Genomic DNA, 14210 nt, shown 5'->3' with positions numbered 1-14210 from the left:
GGTTTATTAAAGTTACGCAAAAACAAGGTGCATTCTAGGCACTGCCTTTTTGTTTTACGGCGAGTACAAAGTCCTACCATCATACTGTTCATTTTGAATGTCAGCCGAAGCTGAAGCATCGGCTACAACTGTCTTTTGTGAAAGCCATGAACAACAACAGATTGTCGCAGTATTAAAAGTTAATAGCATAACTATTCTGAAAAGTGTTTTTAGAATTTAGCACCAGAAATCTGGTGCTTATGTTAAGACTTTTTTAGGACATTTTCAAAAATGGTTGACAGAACATAATTATTTCTTTATTACTTCACATGCTGATTGAGAATATAAAGACAATAGCTAATTACCGCTGTTACTTATTGTACGGTTCTACGCACTTCCTGTAGCGGGGGATCTTTTTTTAGTTCTACTAACGGTCTTAGCTATGCCCTGTTGTCCTACTCCTTTAAGATATAGCTCAACTGGCTAGGCTTCCTAATTTATATAATTAAGTCAATTATTAGGGCTTTGGGTATTTATATTCATATTTTGGCAACAACTTTAGTGTATTGTAGAATAATAGTATAATTAAATTTAAATTTAGGAGAGAGAATAATGAGCCAATATAAACTTTTACTCATTGAAGATGATTCATCCATAAGGGATATTCTCACATACTCCCTTAGTAGAGAAGGGTTTTTAGTCAACTGTGCTAGCAATGGTAAAGATGGACTTAAAGCCCTTGAAGAATTTTGTCCTGATCTAATAATATTAGACCTAATGCTCCCAGATATGAGTGGTTTTGACATTTGCAAAAAAATCTCTCAAAAGTATCAATTGCCTATCATTATGTTAACCGCAAGGACTGATATAGTGGATAAGGTCCTTGGATTAGAGTTAGGTGCAGATGATTACATTCCAAAACCCTTTGATATTCGAGAATTGGTAGCAAGAATTAAAGTTATCCTAAGAAGAATTGAGAATATGCCTAAAAAGTACAGCTATTTATATATTAATAGTTCAGTTAGAATAAACACCCAGGCTAGGACTGTTTTTAGGGACGAATTAGAAGTTAAACTCAAACCTAAGGAATTTGATCTTTTACTTTTGCTTTCCTACAATAAGAACCGTGTTTTCACAAGAGACGAAATTCTAGATAGAGTATGGAGTATGGACTTCACTGGCGATCTAAGAACTGTTGATGTACATGTACAAAGGTTGAGAAAAAAGCTCGATTCCCCCTCTTCCCCTCCAATAATAGAGACTGTGTTTGGACTAGGATACAAGATGAATCTTATAGAGGAAGGTTGCACAACAGTTTAATTATATGTACCCCTCAGAAAGGAGAATTTAGTACATTGAAGCTTTCAATCCGTTATAAACTCTTAATATGTTTCTTTATTATATTTCTGTTTGGAGCATTTTCTTCACACTTTTTCATTTATCAGCAGCTTTATAGGAACAACCATGAAGTTATTAAGGGGGATATGGAAAACCTTCAAAAGTCGTCCCTTGAGTACTTAAGGCAGTTTTTCTTACGTAATAACTTAACAGATGATAACTTTAGAACTGAAGGTCAATTACTGGTAAAGGAGTTAAGCAATTACTTTCAATACAATGTAGCGTTATATGATTCTTCAGGTAGTTTTGTCTATGGAGCCACTACAGAAGAAAACGACTCTTATGTTCTTCACTATAATGAAAGTATTCAACTAAAGAATAGCAGTAAAGAAGACTTATTATTAGCCTTAAATAATCAATCTGGCTTTACTATAAATTCCCTTGAAGGTACTTACATTGTAAATTACTCATACCCCCTTTATTTGGATAATAACTACTATGGAATTCTTAGATTTAGCAAAGATTATAGTGGGTTATTTAATTCTAGCCAATTTTTATTAAGAGGCTTTTCATTAGTAAATATATTTGTTTTAGCCCTTCTATTTTCCGTTACTTATTATGTTTCCCTAAATATCATTAGACCACTAGTTGCAATAAATAAGGGTCTAAAGCAGTTTTCCGAAGGCAATTATGGTCTAAATGTAAGAGTTAAAACAGGAGATGAGCTTGAAGAACTATCTAATAGTTTTAATAAAATGTCCACTAAGATAAAAAAACAAGTTGAAACCATCTTAGAAGAGAAAGATAAGGTGCTAAAACTTGAAAAAAATCGCATAGACTTCTTTAATAATGTAACCCATGAACTAAAAACTCCCCTAACCACAATATCTGGATATGCCCAGATATTAGAAGGTGAAGACTTTAACGATAAGGCATTTTTGATGCGGGCAGCTGGAAAAATCAAAAGTGAAAGTCAACGTCTCCATCAAATGGTTGTACAACTAATCGAACTTTCCAAGACAGAATCACAAAATAACCAAAACAAGTTTACAGTGATAGGTCTAAGCAGCTTACTCCAATCAGTTGGTGAAGACATGCAAATGAAAGCAGATAAGTACCAGATGAAAATCCAGTGTACCATCGAAGATGATATTAAGATAATTGGGTCACAAAATAACCTTCGAGAGATTTTTATAAACCTCATAGATAATTCTATTAAGTATGGCGTTAATAATACGGATATCTACATAAGTTCTGCAAAAAAAGGAAAAATTGCAGAGATACAGATTAGTAATCATAGTGATGTAATTGATGAAGGTGATATAGAGAAGTTATTTGGCCCCTTTTATAGGGCTAATATATCCTCAAATATGGGGGAGAAAGGTAGTAGCGGGTTGGGACTTTATATATGTAAAAAGCTAGTTGAACAACATAAAGGCTCTATAGATTTAGAAAATAAAGATAATATCACAAAAATCATAGTGAAATTTCCCCTCTGGCAACAACTTGGCAATAATCTAGGCAAAGATGGCAATAACTCTTGGGTAAGCTAGATGTACACTATAAATAGGAGGAATTAACTATGATTAAAAACAAATGCTTTTTTTATGTGACTATTTTATCCCTTGGTGTAGCACTTCTATCTGGCTGCTATGGGAACAATGAAAGTCAAACTACCATTTTAAGTAAGGACGTATTATCTGAATCGGGCAAACTTAATGACCCCATCTACGTTACATTCAAGGAAGTATTAGACCTAGAACCTGAAATCGATTTCACTGATATATTGGGGGTATCTAGTAAAAGACTTCTTTACAGGAAAAACAGTCAACTTTTTCAGTTAGATTTAAACTCCCAAATTTCGAAAAATTTACTAGCATTTAACCCTTTGGCTATTTCAAAGGACTTAAGTAAAGCCCTTTTCGTTGATGAGAATAATCTATACGTATATGAAGTACAAAAAGAAGCTTCTGTATTGATACACGAAGATATAATAGATTTTTTTGATAATCAGATAGCATTCATAGACACTATGGGGCATTACGTTTCATATTTTGATAATAACTCACTAACCTTAAAAATCATTGATAGCTCTAACGGAGAAATACAACTAATCGACCTTGAAGGTATATTAAATCACGGCAGTTATGCTCGCCCTAAAGCTCATATTGATGGGGAAAGCCTGTACATTGCTATGGATAGCCAAAGTAAGTTAGCGGTATACCAAGTTAATGAGGATGGCTCATTGATAGAGAAACTATTGTTTCCACATAAAGAAGATACCATCCTTGACTTTCAAGTTATTAACGGGGGAAAACAACTTATCTTTAATGGTGTGTATAACAAATTATCAGGAGTGTTTTTGTATGATTTAACTGATGCATCTTTGACGAGGCTAGTATCTGGAGGTAAAACAAGTGAAGGAGAATGGATTCCTTCATACACAATTTCTCCAGATGAGAGTAGAATTGCATTCAGTCTTGAGATAGAAGAACAAGGGAACCATGAAACAAACTATTACCTAGCTGGTATATCTGATGCTAGACTGATTAACACAGTACGAATAATTGAAAATGAAAATCTGCCAGCTGTTATAGCTATGATGGCACACTGGGCTCCAGATTCAAATAACCTATTTATAAAGAAAACAGCACAGTCAGGTCAATCCAGAATCGTTGAGGAAATTTTGATATATAAGTAACAAAAAAGGCTATAACCTTACTAGATTAGAAGGTTATAGCCTTTTGAACATCTCCAGTTACTTATGGTAGGTTTCAACGTATTGCATCCTAAAACTTTTGTTACATATCTATATTTTTATACCACTTTGGTTTTATATCATCGAAGTAATTATGATCCTCCATCATTTCATTTACACCCTGCATTGCCTCATCAACTCTACTTGGATGAAACCTCTGCACCCAAACTATTGTTGATATGGCAGCCATGCAGTGGTATAGGGAATATAGTTTCCAAAAGAACTCATCTGGTTCAGTATTTCCAAAGTATCCATGGATTTGTCCTATACAAAATGGGATGCTAGTTTTTCTACTAACTGTACCTAGTTTTACAAAGTCATGTATTGGGTCTCCCCAGTCCATTAGGTCAAAATCAATAACCCCGGCAATTTTTTTATTATCCAAAATTATATTCCCCACGTGGAAATCATCATGTTGAAATATGTTGGGTCTATCCATCATCAGTTCAATATTTCCGTTAATGAAATTTACTATCTTTTGTTCATTTCTTAGTTTAATTCCTAGCTGCTTATAGGTTTCCAAGTATTTAGCGTGTTTGTGCTTTTTACGGTTATACCAGGAATCTAACTGGTCAGAGGCTTTTAATTGATGCATCAATTTTAATTTACGGCCTGCTTGTATTCCTATATTGTATTGACCTTCTTCACTCATACTTTTTAGACTCTCTTCTGCGTCTAAGCCATCTATATAGGACACAACCATGTACCCAAAGGTGCTGTCACTAAATATTTCAACAGGCTCTTGCACTGGTACTCCTAAGGTTATCATCTTTTTTAATATATCAAATTGATAAAGTTTATTATCATAGTGTTTTAACTCAAATATTGTAAGGAGATATCTGCCACTATCAGAAGTAAAAATATATTTCTTATCATTTGACCATCCCTTATCCAACTCATTGACAGTGCTGTTATTCAGATAATTCTTCTCTTCTTTTAGCTTATTGATTATTTCTGTAGTTGTCATGTAGACACATCTCCTTTTATTAACATACTCGCACCTCAAGCTCCACTATAGCAAGTTCTCTATTCATATAGACTTTCCTTCTCTTAAATCATTAATATTCTATTAACTATACTGATTTGGTAGGATGAATCTTTCTAAGTACCAAAAAGAGGCTAGCAAATGAAATTATTTGATAACCCTCTTTAAACCGTTATTAAAGTCCGCGTTATTTGTGGTACGGTTCACCGCATCGCCTTTTACGCGTCTATTTAAGCAGACAAAATGACTTAGCAATATTGTTTTAAAGTATTTGTTTAGAAACCAGCTTCCTCATCTACAATAAATAATCTCAGTCTTTTAGGATCAAATTGTCCCTCTATTATTGACAGGTTATAACAAACCCTATCTTTTGATTTACAGTCAACACACTTCCTTTTTTCTATACTGACTGCTTACTAACCACTTTTCATGCCCCTTTACTTTTTATCACTATCCCTTTATTGTCGTTTTAGATTAATTCTATTATATCATCTTTATTTCTTAGCAATTTAAGCTTTCATCCTGGGAAATTGTTTCTCTACTTTTGTAAATAAGTATGGTTGAATTAACGGGTAGGTTAGATTTTCAGGCATCCTATCATGTAATTTTACCTCACCAATCTCATGATCCAATTGCATTCCAAGAATTTTTATTTCAGAATAAAACAGTTGTCCAAAAGATTCATTTTCTCCATTATCTACGGAATATATAGAAACTGGAACAATACTAATGTCTTTAGCGCCAGTTTCTTCAACTAATTCCCTTGAAGCTGTATCACTTATATTTTCCCCTGGTTCCCTGCGTCCACCCGGTATCTCCCAAGTCTCCCTCTCTTTATGTCTTACAAAGACCCATTTTCCCTTGTAACTTGCCATTATCACTGCAAACCTTAACTTTTTATCCTCCACTGAATTTAACTCGTAAAAATTTACATTTAGCATTTTTATCCCCAACCCCTTTTCAGTATACAATTACCATGCTCTTTTCTATGTATAAACATATAACTCCAAGTACAAATTCTATATTCAGAAGGAAAATCCTACTCTGGAATCATTAATATTCTATTAACTATAATTTTATGGTTTCTAATACTGCTAGACAAAAAAGGACTAACAGTCTCACATGTCAACCCTTCTTTATCCGTTATTAAATTCCCATTACCCATGGTACGGTTCATCTTATCGCTTTTGGCTCCAAATTATTTATATTAAATAGATACAATATGTCCTTTAATAGGGTATTCTCCTTCATATTTACAAACGGTGGTGTCCTTATCTTATTGGGAGTATCATCATGAATCCTAAAAACCTTCACCTCAGCACCAAACATGATGATAAACTCTAAAATGAATGAATCTCCTCTTGTAGTTTTGGCCACTACAAAAGGAGATTTTTTTAATGAATTTTTATAGTTTTATAGCTTTGGTGGCTATTGACCCATTCATATACTGGTCAAGAGCTGAGCCTCCAATGTCTTCGTAGAACCCCGCGATTACAAAGCCTGCCCCTATTTGACCTTGAATTTGATCCTCTAATGTATGGGCAAAACAAATTCCTTCCCCTTCATCTAGCACTAGCTCTTGTAACTCTTCACTAGATATACTTGTTAGATCGGAGTATGGGAGTTTGTGCCTTACCACAAAATTGCCTTCCGTCATTGATTTAAGGTCAAATATGTATTCCACAGGATTCCCAAAACCTGAAATTAGAATCCCCCCCTTTTTCAGTACTCTATAAGCTTCTTTCCATACAGGAAGTACATTATCCACGTACCCATTAGACCAAGGATGAACAATAAAGTCAAAACTCTCGTCCTCAAACATAGATAAATCTCGCATATCACCTTTCACAGTCCTAATCTCCAAACCATCCCGGTCGGCTACAAATCTATCTTGAGCAAGCTGAGAATCGCAGTTATCAAGGACTGTAACATCACCACCTATGGCTGACATAATAGGTCCTTGTTGACCTCCTCCAGAAGCTAAACACAAGATCTTCTTTCCTGCTAAGTTTTCTGGAAACCAATTCTTAGGAACGGGCTTTCTTGGGGTTAGAACAATACTCCACTCTCCCTTTTTTGCTTTTTCTACCCTCTCGCTACTAACCACTCTACTCCAAATATACTTTTCTTCTACTTTTTGATCCCAAACTTCTTCGTTAATCTTTACGAAATCCATTTTCTTACCCTCTTTCTATTCTTATATTTTTCTAATTAAAAATCTTTGTGGATAAATAATCTATATACTGCTTTGTTACAGTAGTATTAAGTTTATACATCACCTTATTTTCCTCTTTAAAAGAGGTAACCATATCTATACTATGTAGTGTTTCTAAGTGGTAATGAATAGTTGCCGGTGTTAGTTTTAATTCTTTTGCTAGTTCATTAACATACCAATTCCTTTTTCCTACGTATGTAATTATCTTAAACCTTGTAGGGTCTGCAATTGTCTTTAAAAATCTATCGAAGTTTGTGACTATATTCTTATTGTTATAGAAATCTATATTTCTGCATCCTATACTTATAGTCCCATTAGCATTGGGTAAACGGTTATTGGCTAGTACGGTATAGCCGTATTGCTGTATATAAGACACATAGATGTTATACTTATCGTATTCCATTGGAACAGTCCCGTTAATAGAAGGTTTCTTAAGATTAATCTCTATGAAAAGTGCAGGATTTTCATTTATAAGATTCTCATATCTGACTTGTTCTGCTTTTGATTTCTCTAAGATTTCCTTTTCAAATCCTTTATACCCCTTAGTGTAAAATTGTTTGAACATATATCCTAAACGCATTTTCGTTTCTTGAGGGTCGTTGTATAAATCTACAATCTTTTCCTTCAAGTCTGGCTCTACGCCATCTAGTCTTTTCAAAAATTCCTTCATCTTTTCAATAGAGTGATTATCCTTATTCCATCGATTCATAGAGCCAGAGTAATAACTAATTAAAAAAGAGGTTCCAATGTACCTAAGTATCTCTTCACTAGATGCTTTCTCATATATTTCAAAGAAATCTTCCACAGAGTGTAGCTCTTCATAATTTGAGACAAATGAAATCAGCAAACAATCAGCAGTGCCCAAGTCACTTAATGTCTGTATTTCATTATTCACAAACCCTGATAGGTTATTTTTTATACTTTGCAAAATATGTTGGACTTCTTGATCAAGGGCTATACCCCTCTGACCTAACACATCTCTCCCCTCATCAAAATTACCAAATAGGTACAAAGAATGCATAAAATCAATAATTGGCTTATGTACAAATTGTAGTTGCTCTTTTAATTTTTCTTCAGCTAGTAGCATATAGTTAGCCCTCCTTAGACAACTATTTATTCATTGTTTAGATGTCTATTTTAATATATCATAGATGACCATCTAATACCATTGTTTTCTATCTTATTAATAAAAACTTAATATCTGAATAATAAAAAGCAAGTGCTTTACCAGCGCTTGCTTTCTAGATTCCTAATATATCGATGTGCAGTGTAAACTAAGTCCTCCCACCGAATTATTAACTATGTAGGGAGTCTCTCCTTGTTTTTGGCAAGTAGAAATTTGATAATTTGGCAATTAAAAATATGATAATCCCTAATTCCATTTATGTAAATTATTGGTTGTTTCTTAATATAGAGTTCTCAACTCTATGACTTGGTCCTTCAAATATTAGTAAGTGACTGTAGTGTACCAACCGATCAACAATTGCACTTGTTAGCCTGTCATTATAAAATATATTATTCCATTTGCTGAACTCAAGGTTTGTAGTTAAAATGATACTTCTTTTTTCATAACACTCGGATATTACATTAAAGAGCAGTTGTGCTCCATCTGTATCTAGAGGAATATATCCCCACTCATCGCAAATAATAAGGTCCATCTTCTTTAATTTCCGCATTAACTTGGTTAGACTGCCATTTTCTTTAGCGTCAATCAGCTCATTTACAAGGGTTGCAGTCCTGTAAAACTTAACTTTTTTGCCATTATTACAAGCCTCAATGCCAATGGAAGTTGCCAGATGAGTTTTTCCTAGACCCACCCCGCCATATAAAATTAGATTCTCTTTTCTATCGATAAAAGCCCCACTTTTTATGTCTTCAATAGATGTACTCTTAGGGATACTAACTTTTTTAAATTCATAAGTCTCAAATGTCTTGAGCATATCAAAGGTCGCGGCCTTGATCGCTCTATTTTTTTTTACTACTTCACGGCATTCATATTCAACTTCCAGTATCTTAAGTAAAAATTCTTCATGTGTTTCAGCTTTTATGTCTTCATAGTGCTTGACTATGTGGTTACCTAGTCTGAGCAGCCTACAGTATTCGGCTATAGATGATTTCATTTGCTGCCACCACCCATCAATCCGTCATAAACGTCTAAATCTGTTGTGTATCCCTTTAATTGTGGCACAAAATCAGGGAGCTCCATATCAGGCATTTCTAAAACTCCATTTACTACCCTATGATACAACCCTATCAAGCTGTCAGAATCTCTACAGTTAGCTTCAATGGCCGAACTAAAAACGTTTGCAGCTTCCTCTATAGAAATATTTTGTAACATTAGATTCAGGGCTTTTAATCCCTGCTTGCGCTCTTCTAAGTTACATGTATCAAAGTAACAACGCATCTCATCTGGTATAGATGAATAGAAGCTTGTATACTTTAAAGCAAAAGGCTTTCTAGACATTAAATCAATATATGTTATCCATTGCATAGAGTCTAGCTGGTCACCATATAGTCGATTATGCCTTACTACCTCTTTGTAATCGTTATTCAGTATTATTACTTCCAAATCAGTGACCTTGGCCCAAACTTGCTGCTGGCAGTATGCTGGAGAAGTAGAATATGTATATTTACCATCAAGCCTTATTTTCCCATACTTATCTGCCTTTAGCTTTACTAGTTTTGAAGTTTCAAATGGGACAACTGGTAAGGGCCTAGATGCAGCTATATCTTTTTCGAATAGATAAGATATTTTAGCTTTCTTTACATAGTGGTCTCTATCCATATCTTCTAAACACTCTTGTAGAAGGTCTTTATTATATTCTTTAAGCTCCCGGAATTCTGGCACCGGCACGAAAAGGTTTCTTCTTGAGTAACCAACTTTGTTTTCAACATGCCCTTTCTCATTCCCCTTAGAAGGGTTACAAAAGTTATGTTCAAATCCATAATGAAGAGCAAATCTCTCAAAACGCTCAGTTAAATCTCTCTCGTGACTCTTTTTGATTTTCTTTACAGCAGTGCTCATGTTATCAAACCATATTTCTTTCGGTACTGTGCCAGTAAACTCAAACATGCTTTTAAGAGCTGTAAGTAAGCACTCTAAATTTTCACCCTTACATAGCTGCACCAATGCACCATTTGAGTTAGGGTAAGATAAGACAAGCTCAGACCCCTCATAGGTAATACCGTTTTCTACAAAGGTTACTTTGCCAAAATCTACTTGGGCCTCTCCAGGAGCGTGTTCTAGGGGCAAGTAACAGTCAACAATTTCTCGTTGAAGCTCAGCCTTTCTCTTTGCTACATAAGATCTAATGGTTCTATCAGACATATCATAATCGTTCTTGAAAACCTTCTGAAGCCTTTCGTGGATTCTCTTAGCAGTATGCCTTTGCTTTCGTGGGGCATTTAGATCATCTTCTAACCATTTATCAATTGTTGGCTTAAACTTATCTAAACGGGATTCCCTAGTCTTCTTGGTTTTCTTAATGTTGAAATCCTGGCACTCAACATACTTATTTACGGTTTCCCACGCATGGCCCTTTTCTTTAGCAACACTATTGATACTTCGACCTTTATTAATTACTTCTCTTCTGATATACTTAATTCTGTCCATTGTTAACATCCTTTCATTACCTCCCATTAGCTTCGACACTAATAGGGTACTGTAATTAGGGATTGTTAGCAATGGTTTTTTTATTTCCAGCTATACCTTATCAGATTTTACACTGCCGTTTTCTCACTTTTAATTATGCCATAGACAGTCTCTCCTTAAACGTTTTTATAAATGTCCCATGTCATTGTGGTGCGGTTATACTATATATTCCTAGTGTGATAGGACAACCCTTTCTAAATAGCAGAAGGACTAACAATTGAATTATTGTTAGTCCTTTCAGCTTGTAGACAAACCTCAGACAAAGTCATTGACCCTAGATGTGTATATTAAAAAGCTGTACAATTAATTCGAGGAGTTAGACTTAAGAGCTGAATAGCTAAACGGAAGAAGGGGCGAAAAACAGGACGTTTTGATCATGATATCCCTCCGGCTAAATATTTATTATTTTAGAATTACTCTTGAAGCCTATTTTGCTTGAATAGACCTTAGGGAGACCTAGCGAGGGCAGTCCTATGTTTACTTGCAATATAACACTATATAATTGAATCACAGAATCTGCTTCTATAAAATCTCATCTTTTAGAATTCTATAGAACTCATCTTTGGCATAACTTTCAGTCCAAGGACTATGACCACAGTTTTCTAATTTATAAAACTTAAAATTAGGGATTATCTTTTCTAAAGATGCTTTAATGCCATAAGCTGGATGAGAATCATAATCCCCATGAATAGCAACGACTTCACATTTTATATCCTTTCCCATTTCATACATAGATCCACTTTTCCTCAGAGCATGAGCTTCAGGCCACACTTTTGTAAATATTTCGTAGTTATATAGACTATCGTCATTAGAGACTTCTAATGGGGCGTAGCTGTCAAGTTTCTCCATAAGTGCTCCAAACTTTGCAAACACCCTATTCATGTCATGGCCAAGGGGATTAGAGAAAATCTGTTGTAATCTCTTTAGCTCAATCTTCTCATCTTCTGTGAGCTTATTTTCTCTATTCTCCTGTAAATCTTTGTAATACTTTTCTTCAATAGACCCACTTGCTATAAGAATAACTTTTTTAACTAAATGATTGTATTTTGCTGCAAACATGTAAACCAACATAGCTCCCCAAGAATGACCAATTAAAATTATCGGCTCCTCGGTGTTCTCTTCTAGTATTCCTTTTAACTCAATGAGCTGTCCTTCTACTGACATTTCAGTTTGAAGGGGTTCCAATATGCCACAAAACTTAGAAAGCTCCTCACATATAGGCTTTACGCTTCCCGCAGCACCTGGCCCCCCATGAATCACAGCTACCTTATAAGCTTTTTCTCCGTACTTTCTTAAATTCATCTTTGACCCTCCTAAATCCTTCATTAACATAACACTTCCTTTCCCATTTACACAACGCTAAAATACTATTAAACTTTTTTCCTATATTTGGTATCTAATCATGCTCAGCAAACCCATTTTTCTCATGAAATTTTATACTACTGGTATTCTCAGATGAAATATCTGCCAATAACCTTTTAATGCCTCTCTCTTTTGCTTCATAAAACAGTTATATGGAGCTGATTGTGTTAGCTTTTTGTTGTGCTAGTAATGGCTTTTTTAAGTAATATTAATAATTAAATTTCTATTTTTAGAATGACTTTCCTCCTCTGGAGATATTAACATTCTGTTAATTATACAAGCTGTGCAGGGTACTATATATACATACTTCCTTTGTATTTATAAAACCACCTCTAGTTTAAAACAAACTCTGCCCTAGGGGCAGAGTCAAGTGGTTTATTTATAATATTTTTATTTGTTATCTAGTATCCCCTCAATTCTGGAATCTTGAAACTCATCACTAAGCATATCCATCAAAATTTCATCATATTCATTTTTACCGTATATTATACTTTTTCTTCTTCTACCTATTTCTTTAAAACCCACCTTTTTTAGTGTTCTTATGGCAGGTTCATTAAAGGAAAATGTCTCTATCATTATATTCCTTAGATTAAGAATGTTAAAGCCAAAGTCTAGTAATAGATTCGTTGCTTCCGTTCCTATACCCTTACTCCTGTTACCTCTTTCACCAATAAACATACCCATTAGAGCTTTTCTGTTTATTAAATCTACCCTCATCAATCTTGCGATTCCAATGACCTCACCTTCCTCTTGCCTTATGATAAAGAAAGCATAACTTCTACTGTTATTCATACCTTCTAGGTATTTTTTTTGTTGGTCATAAGTTATCATATCCGTTACGTCACCAGTCCTAATGGCTACCTCTATATCATTGCTCCACACCCCTACTTTTTCTGCTTGGCTATCATCTACTGGTGACAAATAGCATTTTTCTCCTACAAGCTTTTTAAAATGTACCATTTTCTCCACTCCTTGTTAATAATCCTGTTTTAAAGAGGTCTTTATTACTTAACTTTAGATTTGTCATTTTTTATGATTCTTCCAATCTTATTACCCTATACTGCCCATCAACAAACTGCTTTTGCCCATTAACCAATACAAGTTCTATCCCTTCTGGGTATCTTGCAGGATTCTCATAAGTTGCTTTATCTATAATCCTTTCAGGGTCAAAGATTACAATATCTGCATACTTACCTTGGTCAATTACGCCTCGATCCTTAATGCCTATAAATACATGTTATCACTCCTTTTATATAAAAAAGCTTCCTTCACATTAGTAGTTAAGGAAACCTTTACAAATCAAAAAAGGAAAAAGAATAATAACTATCCTCTTTCCTTTAATTTATAGGATTACAAAACATGTTTAGGTGTACAAAAAGTTATTGCTGTAATAGATACAATACACCTTCTCTTTTATGATGGAAGAGTTATTTTCTTAACTACTTGATACTATTCAATTGATCTAGACTTAAAAAAGGGCAGACTACTCCCTTAGTAAGCTAAACCAACCGTAGAATCATAGTAGTTAACCATAAAAAATTCACTCCTCATGCAGTCTTTCAATACTAATATTACCCTGTATGGATAATGTTGTCAATTAAGACTAATTCATTGTTAACAGGTAAACTTATCACCATCCCCTTTTCCTTGTACAATCACCATGCTCTTTTCTATATATAAACATATATCTTCCAATACTACTTCTCTATTTAGGTGGAAACTCCTACTCTAGAATTTCCTATGGGTTGAAATACTTATAGACATCATAAAGGGCTAACAATTTAATATGTTAACCCTTCTCATATCCGTTAATTAGAACCCGGGTCTTTGACAGTTGAATAGATGAAAAGTTCTTGTAAGCCTTAATATAGGCTTATTTTTTTGTCAAACTTTACATATTTTTAGTGCACAATGTTTAACA

12 protein-coding genes are annotated in these 14210 nt (G+C 34.3%); 3 read left to right on the top strand and 9 right to left on the bottom strand.

Features of this window, described 5'->3' with window-relative positions:
* Positions 1 to 591: 591 nt before the first annotated feature.
* The 3 genes from HYG86_RS09895 to HYG86_RS09885 all read left to right on the top strand — a co-directional run bounded on the left by HYG86_RS09895 (position 592) and on the right by HYG86_RS09885 (position 4018).
* Positions 592 to 1299, top strand: coding sequence for a response regulator transcription factor (locus HYG86_RS09895; protein ID WP_213165421.1), 708 nt, complete (start codon positions 592 to 594; stop codon positions 1297 to 1299).
* A 164-nt stretch (positions 1300 to 1463) separates the two neighbouring features.
* Positions 1464 to 2870 carry a sensor histidine kinase gene (locus HYG86_RS09890; RefSeq protein WP_213165420.1) on the top strand — a complete coding sequence of 469 codons (1407 nt, stop codon included), beginning with the start codon at positions 1464 to 1466 and terminating at the stop codon, positions 2868 to 2870.
* Between the two features lie 29 nt (positions 2871 to 2899).
* Entirely contained in the window at positions 2900 to 4018 is a 1119-nt protein-coding gene (locus HYG86_RS09885) for a TolB family protein (protein ID WP_213165419.1), read from the top strand.
* A gap of 100 nt (positions 4019 to 4118) precedes the next feature.
* Here HYG86_RS09885 and HYG86_RS09880 read toward each other — a convergent pair whose 3' ends face one another.
* From HYG86_RS09880 to HYG86_RS09845, 9 genes are all read right to left on the bottom strand, one after another.
* On the bottom strand, positions 4119 to 5042 hold the full coding sequence (locus HYG86_RS09880; RefSeq protein WP_213165418.1) for an aminoglycoside phosphotransferase family protein: 924 nt from the start codon (positions 5040 to 5042) through the stop codon (positions 4119 to 4121).
* Positions 5043 to 5569: 527 nt separating this feature from the next.
* Entirely contained in the window at positions 5570 to 6031 is a 462-nt protein-coding gene (locus HYG86_RS09875; RefSeq protein WP_343064105.1) for an NUDIX hydrolase, read from the bottom strand.
* Between the two features lie 434 nt (positions 6032 to 6465).
* Entirely contained in the window at positions 6466 to 7236 is a 771-nt protein-coding gene (locus tag HYG86_RS09870; RefSeq protein WP_213165417.1) for a class I SAM-dependent methyltransferase, read from the bottom strand.
* Positions 7237 to 7267: 31 nt separating this feature from the next.
* A complete protein-coding gene (locus tag HYG86_RS09865) occupies positions 7268 to 8362 on the bottom strand; it encodes an ArsR/SmtB family transcription factor (RefSeq protein WP_213165416.1) in 1095 nt (364 codons plus the stop codon).
* Positions 8363 to 8666: 304 nt separating this feature from the next.
* Positions 8667 to 9395, bottom strand: a complete 729-nt coding sequence (gene istB / locus HYG86_RS09860) for an IS21-like element helper ATPase IstB (RefSeq protein WP_213165415.1) — start codon at positions 9393 to 9395, stop codon at positions 8667 to 8669.
* A complete protein-coding gene (gene istA, locus HYG86_RS09855; RefSeq protein ID WP_213165414.1) occupies positions 9392 to 10897 on the bottom strand; it encodes an IS21 family transposase in 1506 nt (501 codons plus the stop codon). Before istA ends, istB begins: the two co-directional genes overlap by 4 nt.
* A gap of 552 nt (positions 10898 to 11449) precedes the next feature.
* Entirely contained in the window at positions 11450 to 12229 is a 780-nt protein-coding gene (locus tag HYG86_RS09850) for an alpha/beta fold hydrolase (RefSeq protein WP_213165413.1), read from the bottom strand.
* A 94-nt stretch (positions 12230 to 12323) separates the two neighbouring features.
* The gene (locus HYG86_RS18455; protein ID WP_425489243.1) at positions 12324 to 12437 is read right to left on the bottom strand and encodes a GNAT family N-acetyltransferase; all 114 of its coding nucleotides are present in this window, start codon (positions 12435 to 12437) and stop codon (positions 12324 to 12326) included.
* 242 nt (positions 12438 to 12679) lie between these two features.
* Positions 12680 to 13249 carry a GNAT family N-acetyltransferase gene (locus HYG86_RS09845; RefSeq protein ID WP_213165412.1) on the bottom strand — a complete coding sequence of 190 codons (570 nt, stop codon included), beginning with the start codon at positions 13247 to 13249 and terminating at the stop codon, positions 12680 to 12682.
* Positions 13250 to 14210: the final 961 nt, after the last annotated feature.

The sequence above is a fragment of the Alkalicella caledoniensis genome (genome assembly GCF_014467015.1).
GTDB lineage: Bacteria > Bacillota > Proteinivoracia > Proteinivoracales > Proteinivoracaceae > Alkalicella > Alkalicella caledoniensis.
Note: the sequence above shows the minus strand (reverse complement) of the source record. Positions and strands in the feature narration are given on the sequence as shown.

What these genes read in the sequence shown, in the direction of transcription:
- HYG86_RS09880 (WP_213165418.1), bottom strand. Translation starts at nt 5,042, where the DNA reads ATGACAACTACAGAAATAATCAATAAGCTAAAAGAAGAGAAGAATTAT.
- HYG86_RS09865 (WP_213165416.1), bottom strand. Translation starts at nt 8,362, where the DNA reads ATGCTACTAGCTGAAGAAAAATTAAAAGAGCAACTACAATTTGTACAT.
- HYG86_RS09890 (WP_213165420.1), top strand. Translation starts at nt 1,464, where the DNA reads ATGGAAAACCTTCAAAAGTCGTCCCTTGAGTACTTAAGGCAGTTTTTC.
- HYG86_RS09845 (WP_213165412.1), bottom strand. Translation starts at nt 13,249, where the DNA reads ATGGTACATTTTAAAAAGCTTGTAGGAGAAAAATGCTATTTGTCACCA.
- istA (WP_213165414.1), bottom strand. Translation starts at nt 10,897, where the DNA reads ATGTTAACAATGGACAGAATTAAGTATATCAGAAGAGAAGTAATTAAT.
- istB (WP_213165415.1), bottom strand. Translation starts at nt 9,395, where the DNA reads ATGAAATCATCTATAGCCGAATACTGTAGGCTGCTCAGACTAGGTAAC.
- HYG86_RS09870 (WP_213165417.1), bottom strand. Translation starts at nt 7,236, where the DNA reads ATGGATTTCGTAAAGATTAACGAAGAAGTTTGGGATCAAAAAGTAGAA.
- HYG86_RS09895 (WP_213165421.1), top strand. Translation starts at nt 592, where the DNA reads ATGAGCCAATATAAACTTTTACTCATTGAAGATGATTCATCCATAAGG.
- HYG86_RS09850 (WP_213165413.1), bottom strand. Translation starts at nt 12,229, where the DNA reads ATGAATTTAAGAAAGTACGGAGAAAAAGCTTATAAGGTAGCTGTGATT.
- HYG86_RS09885 (WP_213165419.1), top strand. Translation starts at nt 2,900, where the DNA reads ATGATTAAAAACAAATGCTTTTTTTATGTGACTATTTTATCCCTTGGT.